17 protein-coding genes and 1 pseudogene are annotated in these 17031 nt (G+C 61.0%); 7 read left to right on the top strand and 11 right to left on the bottom strand.

The window, feature by feature from the left end; translation table 11 throughout:
* Positions 1–492: 492 nt before the first annotated feature.
* On the bottom strand, positions 493–1461 hold the full coding sequence (locus tag DW029_RS10330) for a 3'-5' exonuclease (protein ID WP_118346039.1): 969 nt from the start codon (positions 1459–1461) through the stop codon (positions 493–495).
* A 171-nt stretch (positions 1462–1632) separates the two neighbouring features.
* On the opposite strand from DW029_RS10330, the gene DW029_RS10335 reads away from it, so the two are divergent.
* Positions 1633–2721 carry a putative manganese transporter gene (locus DW029_RS10335; RefSeq protein WP_118346040.1) on the top strand — a complete coding sequence of 363 codons (1089 nt, stop codon included), beginning with the start codon at positions 1633–1635 and terminating at the stop codon, positions 2719–2721.
* Positions 2722–2740: 19 nt separating this feature from the next.
* Here DW029_RS10335 and DW029_RS10340 read toward each other — a convergent pair whose 3' ends face one another.
* Together DW029_RS10340 and DW029_RS10345 are read right to left on the bottom strand one after the other, a co-directional pair.
* Positions 2741–3223 carry a DUF188 domain-containing protein gene (locus tag DW029_RS10340; RefSeq protein WP_118346041.1) on the bottom strand — a complete coding sequence of 161 codons (483 nt, stop codon included), beginning with the start codon at positions 3221–3223 and terminating at the stop codon, positions 2741–2743.
* Entirely contained in the window at positions 3224–3826 is a 603-nt protein-coding gene (locus DW029_RS10345; RefSeq protein WP_118346042.1) for an HdeD family acid-resistance protein, read from the bottom strand.
* 265 nt (positions 3827–4091) lie between these two features.
* Between DW029_RS10345 and DW029_RS10350 the strand changes: the two genes are divergently transcribed.
* From DW029_RS10350 to DW029_RS10360, 3 genes are all read left to right on the top strand, one after another.
* Positions 4092–4763, top strand: a complete 672-nt coding sequence (locus DW029_RS10350; RefSeq protein WP_199570193.1) for a nitroreductase family protein — start codon at positions 4092–4094, stop codon at positions 4761–4763.
* Between the two features lie 83 nt (positions 4764–4846).
* Positions 4847–5389: a histidine phosphatase family protein gene (locus DW029_RS10355; RefSeq protein ID WP_118273150.1), complete on the top strand. Its 543-nt coding sequence runs from the start codon at positions 4847–4849 to the stop codon at positions 5387–5389.
* Between the two features lie 18 nt (positions 5390–5407).
* Entirely contained in the window at positions 5408–6043 is a 636-nt protein-coding gene (locus DW029_RS10360) for a histidine phosphatase family protein (RefSeq protein WP_117735576.1), read from the top strand.
* Between the two features lie 132 nt (positions 6044–6175).
* On the opposite strand, the gene DW029_RS10365 is transcribed toward DW029_RS10360, so the two are convergent.
* The 3 genes and pseudogenes from DW029_RS10365 to DW029_RS11920 form a co-directional block, all read right to left on the bottom strand.
* Positions 6176–6856, bottom strand: coding sequence for a DUF1015 family protein (locus DW029_RS10365; protein WP_118273149.1), 681 nt, complete (start codon positions 6854–6856; stop codon positions 6176–6178).
* A gap of 39 nt (positions 6857–6895) precedes the next feature.
* Positions 6896–7582, bottom strand: a complete 687-nt coding sequence (locus tag DW029_RS11755) for a M20/M25/M40 family metallo-hydrolase (protein WP_233543874.1) — start codon at positions 7580–7582, stop codon at positions 6896–6898.
* A gap of 119 nt (positions 7583–7701) precedes the next feature.
* A pseudogene (locus tag DW029_RS11920) lies at positions 7702–7911 on the bottom strand (M20/M25/M40 family metallo-hydrolase); the annotation flags it as partial.
* Between DW029_RS11920 and DW029_RS11760 the strand changes: the two are divergent.
* Both DW029_RS11760 and DW029_RS10375 read left to right on the top strand, forming a co-directional pair.
* Positions 7858–8052 carry a hypothetical protein gene (locus tag DW029_RS11760; RefSeq protein ID WP_233543875.1) on the top strand — a complete coding sequence of 65 codons (195 nt, stop codon included), beginning with the start codon at positions 7858–7860 and terminating at the stop codon, positions 8050–8052. The pseudogene DW029_RS11920 and the gene DW029_RS11760 overlap by 54 nt on opposite strands.
* A 209-nt stretch (positions 8053–8261) precedes the next feature.
* On the top strand, positions 8262–9311 hold the full coding sequence (locus DW029_RS10375; RefSeq protein WP_147351926.1) for a hypothetical protein: 1050 nt from the start codon (positions 8262–8264) through the stop codon (positions 9309–9311).
* Positions 9312–9659: 348 nt separating this feature from the next.
* On the opposite strand, the gene DW029_RS10380 is transcribed toward DW029_RS10375, so the two are convergent.
* The 4 genes from DW029_RS10380 to DW029_RS11560 all read right to left on the bottom strand — a co-directional run bounded on the left by DW029_RS10380 (position 9660) and on the right by DW029_RS11560 (position 13847).
* Positions 9660–10823 (bottom strand): phosphoglycerate dehydrogenase, encoded by a 1164-nt coding sequence (locus DW029_RS10380; protein WP_118346044.1) that lies wholly within the window; start codon positions 10821–10823, stop codon positions 9660–9662.
* A 72-nt stretch (positions 10824–10895) separates the two neighbouring features.
* Positions 10896–12020 carry a 3-phosphoserine/phosphohydroxythreonine transaminase gene (serC, locus tag DW029_RS10385; protein ID WP_118346045.1) on the bottom strand — a complete coding sequence of 375 codons (1125 nt, stop codon included), beginning with the start codon at positions 12018–12020 and terminating at the stop codon, positions 10896–10898.
* Between the two features lie 226 nt (positions 12021–12246).
* Positions 12247–12810: a TrkA C-terminal domain-containing protein gene (locus DW029_RS11555; RefSeq protein WP_199582666.1), complete on the bottom strand. Its 564-nt coding sequence runs from the start codon at positions 12808–12810 to the stop codon at positions 12247–12249.
* 50 nt (positions 12811–12860) lie between these two features.
* Positions 12861–13847 carry a potassium/proton antiporter gene (locus DW029_RS11560; RefSeq protein WP_199582669.1) on the bottom strand — a complete coding sequence of 329 codons (987 nt, stop codon included), beginning with the start codon at positions 13845–13847 and terminating at the stop codon, positions 12861–12863.
* Positions 13848–14099: 252 nt separating this feature from the next.
* On the opposite strand from DW029_RS11560, the gene DW029_RS10395 reads away from it, so the two are divergent.
* Positions 14100–14939: a metallophosphoesterase gene (locus DW029_RS10395; RefSeq protein ID WP_117735593.1), complete on the top strand. Its 840-nt coding sequence runs from the start codon at positions 14100–14102 to the stop codon at positions 14937–14939.
* Between the two features lie 387 nt (positions 14940–15326).
* Here the strand turns inward: DW029_RS10395 and DW029_RS10400 are convergent, their stop codons facing one another.
* The gene (locus DW029_RS10400; RefSeq protein ID WP_233543876.1) at positions 15327–16901 is read right to left on the bottom strand and encodes a lipopolysaccharide biosynthesis protein; all 1575 of its coding nucleotides are present in this window, start codon (positions 16899–16901) and stop codon (positions 15327–15329) included.
* Between the last annotated feature and the right edge of the window lie 130 nt (positions 16902–17031).

The raw sequence follows: 17031 nt of genomic DNA on the forward strand, positions 1-17031 counted from the left end.
GCCGAATGCTCGCCATCGAAATTTATCGATGGCCTATTTCAGACTGTAATGGGCAGCTTCGGCCGGGGAGGTTTCTGCCAGCTGCGCCTTTTTTGGTGAACTTTAGTTGCGGGTTCGTAGCTTCTAAGCGTTTTTGCCGACCGCCCAGATGCCTCACCAACATAATTTGAGTTATTCGGCCTTTTCCTATACGAATGGTGCGATTACAATGTCCTATTTAAATTGATTCAGGTAGATTAATGGGGCTTGGTTGCGAAATTAAGGCGACTACAGCGCTCGATTGCGGTTCAAGGGGCCTTGACTAGTGGTTCAGCTGGCCGAACAACTCGAAAAATGTAGGTGGGCTAACCTGTCGACTGTGTGAAGCACGCGTATTTGCTTGTTTTGATGAAAACTAGGGTGCAGCCATAAGGCTGCGCCCTAGTTTATTGCGTGCCGGTGCGCCCAGACGGATTGCGCTGTGCCTGGCAGGCGCTCCCGCAGATGGATCGGTTATTTCGCGAATAGGTTCTTGAGGTTGAACTCGGCTTGGACGGTGCGGAGCATGAGGTCGGTGTCGTTCAGACCCAGATGCTGCTCGTTGGCATCGGCGGCGAGGGTTCCGCGGCGGCGCGCCCAGTTCTCGAGCGCGGCGGGGGCGGACTCGCGGGGGAGCGAGCGGACGTCGGCATCCAGGCTGCGGCAGATCTGGCGCGAATCGATGACGATAATCTTGCCGGCACGGCGCGCCTCGGCGTAACCGTCCAGGTGAATTTTGAACCAGCTGTCCTCGAACGCGGCGTTATGCGCCATGTACGGGTACTTCTTCATAAGCTTGAGCAGCTGCTTCTGCAGCTCCTTGTTCTCGCGGAATGGCTTTTTGCCGTCGATGTCGTCCCAGGTGATGTGGTGGATATTCGACAGCGGCACATCTTCGCCGCGGTAGATGTCGGGCAGGCCACAGTAGTGCGCCTCGGCGTCATGCGGGACGGCGTCGCTAGTGAGTTCCATGATCTCCCAGCCGACGTTGATGATATAACCGCGTTCGGGTGCACGGCCGGTGGTCTCGATGTCGATACCGAGCACGGTGCCCTGGATGGGCTTACGGGCGTAGGCCACGCCGAGCGCGTCGCGGTCGCCGCGGATCTCGCGCATAACGGACGCGGCGGTGCGCTTTTGCATCTTGCCGATGGCGGCGCAGGTGTCGGCATCGGACAGGCCGCGCGAAAGCGTCGCGGGCGTCACGTTGCGCAGGCGCGCCTCGCCGATCTGGTCGCACAGGTCGCGGTTGCGGTCGGCTAGGTCGCGCACGGTGGCAAAGTCGAAACCGGGGTCGCCCTCGGCGGTAAAGTACTCGGTTTCGAGCACCTTAAGGGCCTCCTCGCCCTTCTGGCGCTCGGACTCCATGGCGCCGTGATCGCCATAGATAAACATGGGAATAAACGGCTGGCGCTCGTATTCGAGTGCTTGCGAAACGTTCATAGGCTGCTCCTTGGACGGGCCGCGTCGCGCGGCTCGGGGTTACTGAGTTGTGGCGAGATGATAGTTTACCATGGGCAACTATTGGCACCGCGCCCGGGACTACTACAATACCCTAGTTGACCGCTAGGACTTTTACAATGCTGCCGAAAGACACGAAAGGTTCCATCCGTCATGGATTTACTGATAGATATTCTGCTCGATGCCGGCAAAGACACGCTCTCGCTGGTGCCGTTTTTGTTGGTGACGTACCTTGCGCTCGAGACGCTCGAGCATGTTGCGGGCGACCGCGTTAACGGCGCCATCAAGCGCGCTGGCGCTGCGGGCCCCGTGGTTGGCTCGTTGTTGGGCATGGTGCCGCAGTGCGGCTTTTCGGCCATGGCGGCCACGCTGTACGCCGGTCGCGTCGTGACGCTGGGCACGCTGGTTGCGGTGTTCCTCTCGACCTCAGACGAGATGCTGCCGCTGTTGCTAGCCGAGCAAGTTCCCGTGCAGACCATGGCGATGCTTTTGGCTTCGAAGGCGCTGATCGCGCTGGTTACGGGCTTTATCGTGGATGCCGCCATTCGCGGCCTGCGTCGTAACGCTCGCGCGCATGCGGCGATTCGCCGTACCGTGCTGGGAACCGCGGCCAACCCGGCCCGCGTGAACTGCGCGCACGATGACCACACTGGCGGTGACATCATCGACGAGGTGGCCGAGGCGGGCGTGAGCGCCGACCACATCCACGAGTTGTGCGAGCGCGACCATTGCGGCTGTGATGAAGACGAGGACGAGCACGAACACGGACATGGCCACGATCACGGTCATGAGGGCGAGCATGAACATCATGATGGCCACGGTCGCTCCCACTCACACGAAGGTGCGCCCGCCGTGTCGATTATCCGCAGCGCCATCTCGCATACCGTGCAGGTATCGGTATTCATTTTCCTGGTGACGCTGATTCTGGTCGCCGTGCTCGAGACCTTCGGCGAGTCCGCAATCGAGCAGTTCCTGCGCGGCAACGAGACGCTCGCCGTCCTGGGTTCGGCGCTTGTCGGCCTGATCCCCAACTGTTCTGCGAGTGTGGTCATCACGCAACTGTACCTGGAAGGCGCGCTGCAGCTGGCCCCGATGCTCGCCGGCACGCTCATCTCTGCCGGCGTGGGCTACCTGGTGCTGTTCCGCACCAATCGCAGCGCCCGCGAAAACGTCCTGTTCCTGATCATGATGTACGTTATCGGTGCCGGCTGGGGACTCGTTCTCTCCGCCTTTGGTCTCTAAGCCCAAAATTCTACCTTGGTCAGCGTAGCAGCTCGGTGAGGTTGCGCTTAAAGCGGGCGCGGTCTTCGCTGGTGAAGGCTGCCGGCCCGCGGGTGCGACCGCCGGCGCGGCGCACTTTCTTTTCTTCGTGACGAATAAACAGCTGCATATCGATGGTCGCTTTGTCGTAGACGCGCCCGCGCACGCCGATGGCGGCGGCGTCGCGGCCGAGCGCCATGCTCGCCAGACCTATGTCCTGCGTCACGACCACGTCGCCAGTCTGCAGGCGCTCAATAATGGCAAAGTCGGCGCTATCGGCTCCCACACTCACATCGAGCGTCGTGACCCAAAAGCCCCGACGCGCATGCTCGGCGTCGCGCGGATCGTCGCGGCGAATGTGGCGTTCCAGGTTTTGCGTGCTGTTGCCGGCGATAACGACGGCAACGCCCGCCCTCCGCGCGCAGTCGATCGACTCGCGCGTGACCGGGCAGGCGTCGGCATCAATAAAAAGCGTCTTTGGCATCTAGCGCACCAGTTTGCCAAATTGAATAGCGCGAACAATCAGTGTCACGCCAAACACCAGCAGCGCGGCGCCGCTAAAGATGACGAGCATCTTTGCCGACCACAGCGGATAGATAAACACGAACATGCCGGCGATGATGGAGAGCGCGCCGCTCAGGATGGCGAGGGCGCGGTTGGCGGAAAGTTCGGATTCCAGAATCGACATGACGCCCTCGACGATCCAGCCAAAGCCGGCCACGACCACCACAAGCGTGCTGAGCGTCGCGGTCGAGAAGGCCTGATTGCGCAGGATTATGACGCCACCCAGAATGATGAGCAGGTTGGAGATGATGCTCGCAACGCGCCATCCGGTGGGCAGAAGCGGCTCAAAAACAGCGGTAAACAGCCTAATGGCAGCGGTGATTACAAAGTAAAAACCCAGGACGGTCGTCAGGAAGATGAGGGACTTGACGGGCGCAAACAGCAGCGCGATGCCGGCGATGAGCGCGATGACACCCGTGATGGCGTAGATCCAGCGCACAGCCTTGATTGCCTTACCTGCCATGCTTTTCTCGTCAAATCCAAACAGGTTCGGCTGCTGGCCATCGTCCTTAAAGATGCCCATAAGGTCTCCTTTCCGTGTGGTGCACGTCGCGTTCATTGCTCTCCGTGCGGCGTGTGCCAAAAGTGCTGCATCAAGTATCGCCCAAGGGCGCCGTCGCGTGGGGTGGGAAGGGCGATTGGGAGCCTCATCTTCCCGAATTGTTACCTTTGTTCCCGTTTGGATGTGGGATATTCAACAGGTGTAGAACATTATGCCGTTGAGTGTAATTGCCTACGTTTTAGGTTAGATTTTCTTAAGAACAATTGGCTTTTATTGGGGGGTCCCTATGAACGAAGCAGTTCCCGTGGTGCCGTTGAGCGTGGAGTCGATGGCAAAGCAAGGTTGCGAAAAGCTTGGCCTGGACACGTTTGACGCGCTGGTCCGCCGCGCCCGTACGTGCCGCCGCTTTGACGAGTCCATGCGCGTGCCGCGCGAGTTTTTGCTCGAGCTGGCGGAGCTGGCGCACCTGGCTCCCTGCGGCGCCAACGCTCAGCGTCTGCGTTTTCATGTGGTGAGCGGTGCAGAGGACTGCGCGCGCGTATTTGATGAGCTCGCGTGGGCCGGCGCGCTCAAGGATTGGCCGGGTCCCGATGAGGGCGAGCGCCCGACCGGCTACATCGCGATTCTTGCCGAGCGCCCCGTTCCCGGCAAGCCCGCCGCGCCTATCACCGAGGTCGACGCGGGCATAGCGGCTCAGACGATGATGCTCGCCGCTCGCAGCGCCACGCCCGAGGTGGCGGCCTGCATGTTCAAGGCCTTTACGCCCCGCGCGATCGACGCCATGGGGCTCGATAACGACAAGTATGAGCTCAAGCTGATCATGGCGTTTGGCGTTCCGGCCGAGACACAGGTGATCGATGCGATCGATTCCAACCCGGATGGCTCTATCAATTACTGGCGCGACGAGGCGCAGGTGCATCACGTACCCAAGCGTCCGCTTGCCGACGTACTGGTGTAGCTGCGCGTCGTTGCGGTGCAATCCGGCGGCAAAACCACCACAAAGGGGACAGGCACCTTTGTGGTGGTGCGAGGGGAGGGCATGTGGCCGATCTGTTTTTGGTGCGGCATGGGCAGACTGAGTGCAATGTGAAGAACATTTTGCAGGGCTGGCACGATTCGCCGCTTACGGCGCGCGGGCGTGAGCAGGCGCTGGCGACGCGCGCGGCGTTCGAGGACCGCGGCGTGACCTTTGACCATGTGTATTCTTCTCCGTTGGGCCGGGCGCGGCGTACGGCTGGGCTAATTGCTGGTGAGGGTCGCTCCATTGAGCTGGTCGACGACCTGCGCGAGTGGCATTTGGGCTCGCTGGAAGGTACATCAAATCGCAAGATGCCGCCGCAGCCCTGGGGCGATTATCCGGTGGCCTTTGGCGGCGAGTCGGAAGCGCAATTCCGGGCGCGTATGGTCGCGGCGCTGTCCCGCATTATGGCCCGACCGCAGCACAACTGCGTGCTGGCTGTCTCCCATGGGTCTGCCTGCCAGGAGTTTCTTGAGTACGTGGCCGGCGGGGGAGAGCAGCCCGACAACGGTGCCGTGCTCCATTTTGGCTATTGCGACGGGGCGTTTTCGCTCCTTGATTGGTAACGAACGGAAGGACTCCCTATGAATAAAGACTTGTATCTGGTCCGTCATGGACAGACAATATTTAACCTTAAGCGTATCATTCAGGGGTGGAGCGATTCGCCGCTTACGCAGTTGGGCTGCGACCAGGCGGCGCGCGCCGGCATGTTCTTGCGAGCGCGCGGCATTGAGCCCGATCATGCCTACACCTCGACGCTGCATCGCACGGAGCAGACCATCGCCAGCCTGTGGCCGGGCCTTGCCTACGAGCGCCTGGATGGCCTGCGCGAGTGGTTCTTTGGCGACTTTGAGGCCGAACGCGTGATGCTCATGCCCGAGCGTCCGTGGCGTGACTTCTATCGCCAGTTTGGCGGCGAGGGGCAGATGCGGGTGCGTGAGCGCATGGTGGCGACGTTGACCGATCTGATGCGACGCCCGGACCATTCGTGCGTGCTCGCGGTGAGCCACGCCTCGGCCATCAAGGAGTTTTTGGATCATGTGAGGGGAGCGGCGGCCGACGAGCGCGAGCGCGTGCCGGGCAACTGTTCGGTGCTGCACTTTGCGTTTGACGATGCGACCGAAACGTTTGAGCTGGTTGAAGTCTTTACGCAGGAAGATTATGCGCGTGAGCTGGGTCTTGAGCCGTTGACGGCGGCAGCGGGTCCACAGCGCGGGTAACGCAGGCGTGACGATACGGGTCGCCGACATACTTGCTCGATGCAAAAGGGGCGGAGATGCATGCGCTGGCATTGCATCTCCGCCCTTCGTTTGTTGGACTGCCGAGTCTTTGCGCTAAGCGTTTAAGTCCTGCTAGTATCGTGCAATCTGGTGAGTGAGCAGACCCGTTGGAACCTGCGGCGCGCCACCTGCGACCTGCGCGGTAGGGAACAGCGCGGAAATGACAAAGTTGAACGGCTCCTTGCCCGTGTAGGTGCCGGCAGCGCGGGCCTCGTCTGCCAAGAGCTGTGCCGCCCCTGCCAGCGCGGCGACATAGGCCGGATCGTCTGCGGGGGCAGGCTCCGGTGCCTGGTCGAGCATAGCGTGGATGGCGGCAACGGCGTCATTGCGTTTGACCTCCCACACGCGATGCGTAATGCCGGCGGGGTCGGTGACGGCATAGAGCGACGCGCCCTCTTTGGCGGCGCCGAGGATGATATCCATGACGGGCGAGGCTTCGTAAGCAAGCGTTACAGGGCGGGGCTGCACCTTAAACTCGGTGATTGCACGGGCGGCTGTGGCCGCATCTGCGGAGGCCGCGTCGCCGCCCGCCAGCACGCTGACTGGGCAAATCGCCACAACGCCCGTCACGCGCCCTGGCTCTCCGGAGCATTCGTACACGTAATATGCCGAGCCCGGATCTTTGAGCATGAGCCCGTCGGCAATGGCACCGCGCAGGGCATCGTTGCCGCCCAAGATGGCGTCCATCTGCGGCAGCGCCTCGAGCACGCGGTCCTGAGCCGGGCGGATGCAGGGAAACGGAAGTGCTTTCATGGGCGGTCCTAACGCGCGAGTCGGTTTGTTCGCGGCTTATTATGCCCCAACTTGGCCGCTCGCGTCCCAGAGCACGTTATCGGCGAGCGCGATGAGCACCTGCTGACAACGAACGATATCGGCGTGGGGCACATACTCGTTGGGCTTGTGCGCGAGCGACCCGGGGCCGTAGCTCATGCAATTGCGGTTGCCTGTCTTGCCGGCAATGACGGCGGTGTCGGTGTAGCCGGCAAAGAAGCCGACGGTCGTGTCCACGTCCGTCACGTCATCGGCGGCACGCTTGAGTGCGGCTAGAAGGGGAGAGCTCGTGTCGCGCTCAATGGCGGGGCGATCGCCCGTCACAGCGTAGCTGCCATGGCGGCCGGGAACCGCGGCCTCGGCAGCGGTGATGGCCTGCTCCACCATGCGTGTCGCGGCGGCCGTATCGGTCGGCGGCGTCAGGCGCATGTCGACCCAGACCTTGGCGTGGTCGGGCACGACGTAGGGGCGATAGCCGCCCTCGATTTGTCCGAACGTAATGGTCGAAGGCCCCAGCTCATCATGCACGGGCAGCGCCGCGAACGCATGGCGAAGCGAACACACGACCTCGGCCATGGCGGCGACGGCGTCTGCACCCTTCCAAGGCTGACTCGCATGCGCCGTGCCGCCGGCCATCTCAATTTCGAACCACGTGCGCCCCTTGTGCGCCACCTGAATCTGCCCGTCGGTGGGCTCGGTGTCCAGCACCCATTCGCGCGAGCCGATCCAGCCGGAACCGATGGCGGCCTCGGAGCCGGCATAAAGTCCTCCTCGTCTACCGAGCAGATGAGTGAGAAGCCACGGCGGGGCAGCTCGCCGCTTGTCGCTATGCGCTCGAGTACGTGGACAATCACGGCAATGGCGCAGGCCAAGCCACCCTTCATGTTGCAGGCACCGCGGCCATAGAGCTTATCGTCCCGCACGATCGCTCCGAGCGGCGGAATGTCCGCGTCCCAGCCATAGCCCAGCGTAAGGGTATCCATATGGCAGATATAGACCAGCCGCGGCTCGTCGCTCAAACCGGGCGCGGTGACCATGAGGTTGCGGCGTCCGGGGAGCACTTCGAGCTCCTCAATCTGCACGGCCTCGAGCGCAGAACTATCAAGTTGTGCCAGCTGCTGCTCAATGAGCCTCTTAATGAAGCGCTCAATCTCGTCCTCATATGCGCCCGGGTCTGAGCTGTCAACCTTCACAAGGTCCTGCGCAAGCCGCCAGGCAAAGTCCTCATCAACCATATGTAACCTCATAATTAGTCTGCTTTCCAAACTGATTGTAAGCCTCCTGAGAGATCCGCGGCGCGCGTGGCGGTATTTACCGTTCGCAGGCGGAGCCATCGCGTTTGCCGTCCGAGCGGGCTCACAAACGACGTAGTGGGTACGTACCCTTCATGGACGACATGCTGTGCGACATATCTGCCTTTCGGTATCACCGGATACCTCCACAGGTCTTGGCAATAATGCCAGACCTGCCCGATTCTGCGGACGATCCGCGCAGGGAGCACCTATGTGAGCATCCGCTCGTCACGCATTTCATGGGCACCCCGTTACATGTGTTGGCACAGGGCAGCTGCGGACGTAAGGGCGATCGCATCGTCAGGCATGTTTGGAACGGGGAGAGGCCGTTTGGCTCCGTGCAGCCGACAGAGTTTGGTCTCGATATCGCGTCCCCGCTCTTTACCTTGCTGACACTGGCCTCCTCGGTCTCAAACGAGCGACTGATCATGTGCATGTATGAGATGTGCGGCACCTTTGCCGTGTGCAAGATTGCGTCTCAGGTAAAGTCGGCGCTTGAACAGGCATACGGGGACCGGTGGGGCGATGCCCGGCTGGGCTGGGAAAACGTAAAGGATGCCTCGGGGAATCCAACGGACTTGTGGAAACGACCTCCCTTGATTGAGCTCTCTGAACTTGCAGAGTACGTCGATAAGATCCGAGGGCTTCGCGGTGCTAAATCGTTCACACGTGCCGCAAAATGCGTTACGGGGGTGGCGGCATCGCCGCTCGAGGTCCAGGCTTCGATGCTGTTTGGTCTTTCGAGGTTGCGCGGCGGTGAAGGGCTGCGCCTTACCAATAACGTTGAGATTCGTATGACGCGCAGTGCCCGTCTGATTTCGGGGCTTGATAGGCGCTATGCCGATATCCTGCTGGCAAATAAGGACGGCAGCCGAGAGTGCCTGGTTGAATGTCAAGGTAAAGCCATTCATGGATCCATAGAATCCAAGATCTCGGACTCCGATCGAACGACGGCCTTGCAAGCGATGGGATATCCCGTCGTTCTGATGACCTATGGCCAGCTGGTTGACTCCGATGCCTTCCGCGTAGTGATGGAACTCATCATGTCCTATCTCGATGTGCCGCTGAAAGACAAGACGCCGCGGCAGCAGGAGCTCGAACGGCGGCTTCGTGAGGAAATTTTTATCGATTGGGCGGGAATATAGTCGCGCAGGCAGAAAACGCTCGCGCGAGCTAGAGTTTTGGTCGCAAAAAGGCTTCAATTTTGCCTTGGAAGGGCTTTAAAAATGCTATCCATAAAAAGTTGTTTCGGAAAATCGACAGTCAACTTGAATGTGGTATATAGAGATTGATTTTTACCTACTAAAGTCCCTGATAAAGCTGTTTATCAAAGCGGGCGTGCTTGGTGATTTGGGTCTTGCTGTCGATTATCCGAAAAAACTTGTTCTGGGTATCATTTTAAAGTCGTCCGGAGCAACGAAATCGGCCCCCGTTTCGCGAAAACGGGGGCCGAATGGGGCTTCATGGCCTGCCTGGCAGGCTTGGCGCCGGCACTATTTGATCACGCGCACGCGATACATCGACGGAATCTGCTTGAGCGCCTCGATGGTGCTGCTGTCCAGGTGCTCGTCGGTGTCGAACATGGTGTAGGCGTTCTCGCCGGCGGACTCGTTGGTCATGCGCTGCACGTTGGCGTTGTCCTTGGCGAGGATTGCCGTGATCTGGCCGATCATGTTGGGCACGTTGGCGTGCAGGCAGGCGATGCGGCTTGCGGCGCGCGCCTTGCCCATACTGCAGGCGGGGTAGTTGACGCTGTGCGCGATATTGCCGTTTTCCAGGTAATCCTTGAGCTCGCTGATGGCCATGTCGGCGCAGTTGGCCTCGGCCTCGCCGGTGCCGGCGCCCGAGTGCGTGGTAATAAACGTATTGGGCATCTTGACCGTCTTAGGCGTGGCAAAGTCGCAGCTAAACCAGCTCAGCTTGCCCGCGCGCAGGGCGGCGTCGACGGCGTCCTCGTCAATGATGGTCTCGCGCGCATAGTTAATGAGGACGGCGCCCGGTGCCAGCAGGTCGATCTGCTCGGTGCTGATCATGCCGATGGTGTCGGCCTTGCTGGGCACGTGTACGGTGAGGTAGTCGCAGCCGCGGCAGAGATCTTCGAGCGTGCCCACGCGCTGCACCTCGCGGCTCAGCACCCACGCGTGCTCGACGGAAATGAACGGATCGTAGCCGTAAACGTCCATGCCCAGATCGACGCAGGCGTTGGCGACCTTGGAACCTACGTTGCCCAGGCCGATGACGCCGATGCGCTTGCCCTTGAGCTCGCGGCCCACAAAGGCCTTCTTGGCCTTTTCGGCATCGACCTGAATATCGGGGTCGTCGGCGTTGTCACGTACCCAGTTCATCGATTGCACCACGCCGCGGCTTGAAAGCACCAGCATGCCCAGGACGAGCTCTTTGACGGCGTTGCTGTTGGCGCCGGGGGAGTTAAAGACGACGACGCCCTTTTTGGCGTACTCCTCGACGGGGATGTTGTTGACGCCGGCGCCGCAGCGGGCGATGGCGCGGATGCCCTCGGGCAGCTCGTAGCAGTGCAGGTCGGTTGAGCGCATCAGGATCGCGTCGGCCTCCTCGGCGGTGCCCACAAACTCGTAGCCCTCGCCAAACTCGACTTTGCCGTCTTTGGTGATGTCGTCGATGGTCTTAATCTTACGCATGGAAAAACTCCTTAGCAGGTTTTGATCTAAACAGGGTGGTTTGAGATGGCTGGTCGGCCCGCGTGCTGCGGGCTAGTTAGATCGCGGACTCAAACTATGCTGCGCTTCGAAGTCCTTCATGTACGAGGCCAGTGCCTGCACGTCTTCCATGGTTACGGCGTTGTAGACGCTGGCGCGCATGCCGCCCACCAGACGATGGCCCTTGACGTTTTGAATCTGGTGCTCGACCGCGCCTGTGACAAAGGCCGTGTCGAGGTCGGCGTTGCCGGTGCGGAATGTGACGTTGGCGATGGAGCGGCTGTCGGCTTGCGTGGTGCCATGGAACAGCTCGCTGTGCTCGAGCAGGTCGTAGAGCAGGTTGGCCTTGCCCCAGTTGCGCTCGGCCATGGCGGCAAGTCCGCCGGTTTGCTCTACCCAATGGAACACCTTGCCGCATACGTAGATGCCAAAGGTGTTAGGCGTGTTGAGCATGGAGCCCTTGGTGGCCTGGGTCTTGAGATCCATGTACTGCGGCGTCTGCGCAAAGGCGGGGCCTTCGGCGATGAGGTCGTCGCGCACGATGACCACGGTCACGCCCGCGGCGCCGGCGTTTTTCTGAGCGCCGGCGTAGATGAGCCCGTGGCGCTCAACGTCGAGCGGCTGCGACAGAAAGCAGCTCGAGACATCGGCGACCAGCGGTACGTCTCCGCAGTTGGGCAACTCGTGGTACATGGTGCCAAAGATGGTGTTGTTTTGGCAGATGTATACGTAGTCAAGGCCTTTGCCCGCGGCCTCGGCGGCAATGCGCGCGTTGACGTCGGCCATGTCGGGGATGCGGTCGAAATTGGTGTCCTCGGAGCTCGCGAGCAGCACGGCCTCACCGTACTTGGCGGCTTCTTTGTATGCCTTGTTGGCAAAGTTGCCGGTCACGACGTAGCCGGCGCGGCCGCGGCGCATGAGGTTCATGGGGATGCCCGCAAACTGCAGCGTGGCGCCGCCCTGCAAAAACAGGACGCGGTAGTTGTCGGGGATGCTCAGCAGGCGGCGCAGGGTTGCCTCGGCGTCGTCGATAATCTGCTGGTACATGCTAGATCGATGGCTCATCTCGAGCACGGACATGCCGCAACCGCGGTAGTCCATCATCTCGTCGGCGATCTCGGCGAGCACGCTTGTGGGCAGTGCGGCCGGGCCAGCTGAGAAGTTGTGCACACGTGCCATCTTCTAGTCCCCCTCGTTGTCGTTTGAACGTTCGGGATACTTTAGCACAGTGGAGCGCCAGGCGCGACCGCATCACGGTAAAACTCGAGTGCGCCGCTATGATTTACAGGATGGTTACATGGGGGAGGGGTGCTTTACTTCTCAGGCAAATCCAAATCTGCGAGCGAAGGCATGGGGTTCTCTAGGCGCTTGATCTTTTCGTCGCGAATTAGCTACCTCCTGGTCACTACGACGCCAGCGTGGCGATGACGGCTTCGTCGCCAGCGTATATAAGGGTGTTGCCGTCGGGGATGATCGTTTGGCCGTCGCGCTTGAGCATCACCACGATAAACGGGTGCTTGCCCTGCGGCACGTCGCGCAGACGCTGGCCGGCCAGCCGACCGTGGGGCGTTACGGTGACCTCGCGCAGTGTAACCTCGGCACGCTCTTCAAACGTCGGCGCGGCCATCACCAGCAGATCGCCTTCCTCGATCACGGTATCCCCGTTGGGCAGCACCGGGTGCGCCCCGTCGCGCAGCACCAGGACCACGAGCATGTCCGTCGCGCTGCCAATATCCGCGAGCGAGCGCCCGGCAAACGGATGCCCCGCGCCTACCTTGAGCTTGACGAACGACATGCCGTTCTCATCGCGGTAATCGTTAAAGGTGCGGCGCACATCGCCTGCCGCATCGATCATATTGAGCTTTTTCGCCACCGCCGGCAGCAGCGAACCCTGTACCACAATGCTCGACACGGCAATCACAAAGACCAGGTCAAATAGGTCGTGCCCACCGGGAACGCCGGCAACCACGGCAAAGAGACTAAAGACGACCGAAGCTGCTCCGCGCAGGCCCGCCCAGCTTACGAGTGCGACCTGGCGGGGTTCGTCTTAAAGGACGCTAGGAGCACGCTGACGGCGATGGGGCGGCTCACGAAGAGCATAAACGCCATGAGCGCCAGGCCCGGCAGCAGCATTTGCGGCAGGCGGGCGGGCGTCACGAGCAGGCCGAGCAAGAAGAAGATCGTCATCTCGGCCATCTCGGTGAGGGTATCAAAGAAGTGCGCCATCTCGACCTTGCCGGTGATGTCGCTGGCCCCCAGCACAATGCCGGCAAGGTACACGGCCAAAAAGCCGTTGCCACCCAGGTAGCTCGGCAGTGCGTAGGCCACGATGGCCACGGCAAACAAAAAGATGATCTGCGCGCCCTCGGCTGTTGCATGCGCGCGCTCAATCAGGCGGCTGGATGCCCAGCCGATGGCAAGGCCCAGCCCCACGCCTAGGATAATCTGCTTGGCCAGCAGCATGGGGATGTCGATATTGCCGCCGGCCGCGAGGGTCGCGAGCACCGCGGTGAGCATGTAGGCGACGGGGTCGTTGGAGCCCGATTCGACCTCGAGCAGCGAGTCGGTGCCGCCCTTTAGCGACAGGTTGTGCTCGCGCAGAACGCTAAAGACGCTGGCCGCGTCGGTGGACGCCACAACCGAGCCCAGCAACAGGCCGCCGATCCAGTCGAAGCCCAGAACCAGGTGCGCAAACACGCCGGTGATGCCGGCGGTGATGACCACGCCGAGTGTGCTCAGCAGCACTGCAGGCGCGGCGACGGGTTTGGCACGGTCGATGTTGGTGTTAAAGCCGCCGTAGAACATGATGAACAGCAGCGCCGTGCTGCAGACGGTTTCGGTGAGCTCATAGTCGCTAAAGTCGATATGCGCCGGGCCGTTGACGCCCAGTAGCATGCCGAGCGCGATAAAGATGAGCAGGGTGGGGAAGGGGAGCTTTTTGCCGACGGGTTTGATGGTCAGGCACAGAATAATGACGAGGCCGATAAAGAGAAGTATCTGGTTCATGGATGGTGTCCGCTCCTGGGTGGTTGGCGTGGCACGGTTAGTTGTCTGCGGTATTTGTACCCAAAGATGGTGGGTTTATGGGGTTGGATTGCGGGCGTGCGCGATATCGTCATAGACGGCTGCCGTCTTTGCCTCTGCTCGGAAACCCTTTCCAGCTTTATTGCAACGGAGTACAATGGGTAACGTTTAAGTTCAACTTGAAGTTTTAGTTGCGGCTCCGGGCTTCGGCCGCAATGCAGGGAAAGGCGTTCCATGGCGATCTATGTGACATCCGATGCTCACGGGCACGTGCGTGCGCTTGACGAGGCCCTGTCCAAGATTTCGCTGGCGTCCGACGATACGCTGTATGTGCTGGGCGACATGATCGATCGCGGGCCCGATCCGGTCGGCGTTATTAAGCTTGTGCGCTCGCTGCCCAACGCTCGCGTGCTCAAGGGCAATCACGAGCAGATCATGCTCGACGCCATCATTGGCCAGGATCCGCTCGATGCCGAGACCTGGGATATCAACGGCGGTTGGACTACCCGTCAGCAGCTCAACGACATGGAATTTGAGGCGTACGAGGAGCTGATCCGCTGGGCTGCCGCCCTGCCGCTCTATGCAGTGGCCCAGACTGCCGAGCGCCCGTATTTGCTGGTGCATGCCGGCATCCAGACCGAGGCTGCTCGCGCGTTTTTGCTTGAGCACGGTGTCGATTGCGGCAACGGCAGGGGAGCGGTCGATGCCGATGCCGAGTTGCTGCAGCAGATGCTTGCGGTGCAGTCGTCCGATGACCTGCTGTGGATTCGCCATGGCTATTGGGATGCGCCGACGGGGCTGCTTTCTGTCGAGGGCAAGGGCCCGGTCGTGGTGAGCGGCCACACGCCCACGGTGTCGCTCGGGCGTTATTGCGAGGTCGGCGGCCTGGCGGGGCTCGATGAGGAGTCGGGCCGCGGGCAGATCGTGCGCCTGGGCGGCGAGGATACCGCCGGCGTGCCCGATCGCATCGACATCGACTGCGCCGCCGCCACTGGGTCGGAGTTTGGCCGCGTAGGTATCCTGCGGCTCGATGATGGGGCTGAGTTCTACGCGAATATCAATCCTGGAGAATGATGGCGCAAGGGGTAGCTAATTTGGGACGGAGCTTTTTTGACTACTTTCGGAGAATAGCGCCTTCTTGCTCGGTAAGCGCGAGAAATGAGGAGCGTCTGCGTCCTCGGCAGTGCGAAAATGCTCGAAAAACCGTCGCAACGGAGTCAAACGACGTTGCGACGGTTCTTTTTTGGCTGCCCGCTGGCTAAGTGAGTAGACTTTTTTGGAAATGCCGAGCACCCAACATATTTGCCTCAATAAAACCGCAGATCACAGACTTGTATTATGTCGGTGTGGTCGGGGATTCGGTAAAAGTCTACTCACTTAGTTTTGCGTGATGCATATTGTCCGCAACCGGACCCCAGCCGGGGTGATTCCATCGCAAATTCCGGTTTCGGGGGCAGCTAATTAGGCTCCGTACGGGTTCCGGTTTCGCTCGATGCGCTGACGGATGTGGGCGTACTCGATTATCAGCAACACCAGCAGTAGGGCCATGACCGCCAGGTAGCTCACCACAGCGCCCATCAGGCCCAGCAGCTCAATCAGGATCACCGGCAGCACCACGCTCACGGCGAAGCAGATCAGGTAGATCTTGGTGACGTCGCCGGCGTGGCGCAGCACCGTGATGATGGCGTAGATAAAGTCGATTGCCGCGGTGACGCCGCCGGCGACAACCATCAGCAGTGCCAGCGTGCGGTAGCGCTCAAAGTTAAGGCCGTACATAAAGCTCATGATGGGGATGCCGGGGCCTGCCATAAATGCGGCGCACGCTCCGGTGATGACTACGATCAGCGCCATAACGGCAACAATAATCAGGTCAAAGCGGCGACGCTTGCGCGGATTCGCCCAAATGCTCGATAGACGCAGGAGCTGCGGTTTATAGATAAATCCAATGCTCAACAAAATAGCCTGCGCCGGAAAGAACAGGGCATTAAAGTACAGCTGATACTTGTAGGCCAGTGTGCCTTCCATCACAAACTTGGGCATGCTTTCGATAAGGTTGAACAGGAACAGCGCACCAAAGAGCGGGGCGCACTGGACAAACAGGCGGCCGACCTCGCGCAGGCTCACGCGGCGCGATTTTTCGGTCTCGAGCAGGGCGAGCGGGGCGGTGACCAGCACGAGCGAGGCAACCGCGGCGATGCCCATGGCCATGGCGGCGATGGGCATGCTGCGCGTGAGGAGCAGGGCAACGCCAAAGACCGCGATGACGCCAACGGAACGCAGCGTTTGGCTCATACCGGCCAGGTAGAGTTTATCGGCCTGCTGCAGGCGGCCTTCGTACGCGTCGGCGACGCCGTCGATCACCTTATACAGGTAGACGCCCAGGCCAATCGTGGCCATCTGCGCATCGTAGCCGCGGGCGCTGCTGTATACCAGTCCGCATGCCAGCGCGAGCGCTCCGCAAAGCCAGCGGTTGAGCTGGTAGGAGGCGAAGGAGGTTTTTTCGTCGATGTCCGAGACCTGAAAGTTGCGCACACCGTAGTTGCACGCGATCATGATGAGCGTGCCGGTGACAAAGGCGATGGAGAACTTGCCGGCTTCCTCGGCGCCCACGAGCTGCGTCGACACAATGGTGAGCAGCGGAAACGCCATGCCCCATACGGCGGTGCCCAGGGTATTCCAAAGGTAGTCGCGATGGGTGGCGTGATCTTCGTACTCGGCTTCTTGCGCGGAGAAGCCGCCGCCGTAGACGGCTCCGAGCAGGCGGTTCCACCAGGCATTGACCATGCGGTGGATGGGGCCGGGCTGGCGATCGCGCTCGCGGCGACGGCGTGTGGCCTGGCCGTTGTCGGGACCGCCGGCGTTACGTTGGCTTAGCTCTTGGATGCGTGCGAGCTCCTCGGCGGTGTGAGACGCGGGGAATAGACCGTTCTCGATGCGTCCGCCCTGCCCGTGCGCCCCGCCCGATACGGTGGGGTCGGTGACGCCGTTACGGCGGGCGATGGCGTGGCGAATGCTGTCGAGGGGCGTGATGCTCAAGGCGAGTCCTTTCTATTACTGCGCTCTAGTATAGACGCGACGGCGTCCGCTCGTGTTTTTGAACCGGTTGTTCAATAATTTCGGCGGGCGGCTGTAATTTGTCGGCAAACGTGCGGTATCCTGATGAAGT

Source organism: Collinsella sp. AF38-3AC, assembly GCF_003474365.1.
In the GTDB taxonomy this organism is placed as follows: Bacteria; Actinomycetota; Coriobacteriia; order Coriobacteriales; family Coriobacteriaceae; genus Collinsella.

What these genes read in the sequence shown, in the direction of transcription:
- DW029_RS10330 (WP_118346039.1), bottom strand. Translation starts at nt 1,461, where the DNA reads ATGAACGTTTCGCAAGCACTCGAATACGAGCGCCAGCCGTTTATTCCC.
- DW029_RS10335 (WP_118346040.1), top strand. Translation starts at nt 1,633, where the DNA reads ATGGATTTACTGATAGATATTCTGCTCGATGCCGGCAAAGACACGCTC.
- DW029_RS10340 (WP_118346041.1), bottom strand. Translation starts at nt 3,223, where the DNA reads ATGCCAAAGACGCTTTTTATTGATGCCGACGCCTGCCCGGTCACGCGC.
- DW029_RS10345 (WP_118346042.1), bottom strand. Translation starts at nt 3,826, where the DNA reads ATGGGCATCTTTAAGGACGATGGCCAGCAGCCGAACCTGTTTGGATTT.
- DW029_RS10350 (WP_199570193.1), top strand. Translation starts at nt 4,092, where the DNA reads ATGAACGAAGCAGTTCCCGTGGTGCCGTTGAGCGTGGAGTCGATGGCA.
- DW029_RS10360 (WP_117735576.1), top strand. Translation starts at nt 5,408, where the DNA reads ATGAATAAAGACTTGTATCTGGTCCGTCATGGACAGACAATATTTAAC.
- DW029_RS10365 (WP_118273149.1), bottom strand. Translation starts at nt 6,856, where the DNA reads ATGAAAGCACTTCCGTTTCCCTGCATCCGCCCGGCTCAGGACCGCGTG.
- DW029_RS11760 (WP_233543875.1), top strand. Translation starts at nt 7,858, where the DNA reads ATGGCAGATATAGACCAGCCGCGGCTCGTCGCTCAAACCGGGCGCGGT.
- DW029_RS10375 (WP_147351926.1), top strand. Translation starts at nt 8,262, where the DNA reads ATGGACGACATGCTGTGCGACATATCTGCCTTTCGGTATCACCGGATA.
- DW029_RS10380 (WP_118346044.1), bottom strand. Translation starts at nt 10,823, where the DNA reads ATGCGTAAGATTAAGACCATCGACGACATCACCAAAGACGGCAAAGTC.
- serC (WP_118346045.1), bottom strand. Translation starts at nt 12,020, where the DNA reads ATGGCACGTGTGCACAACTTCTCAGCTGGCCCGGCCGCACTGCCCACA.
- DW029_RS11560 (WP_199582669.1), bottom strand. Translation starts at nt 13,847, where the DNA reads ATGAACCAGATACTTCTCTTTATCGGCCTCGTCATTATTCTGTGCCTG.
- DW029_RS10395 (WP_117735593.1), top strand. Translation starts at nt 14,100, where the DNA reads ATGGCGATCTATGTGACATCCGATGCTCACGGGCACGTGCGTGCGCTT.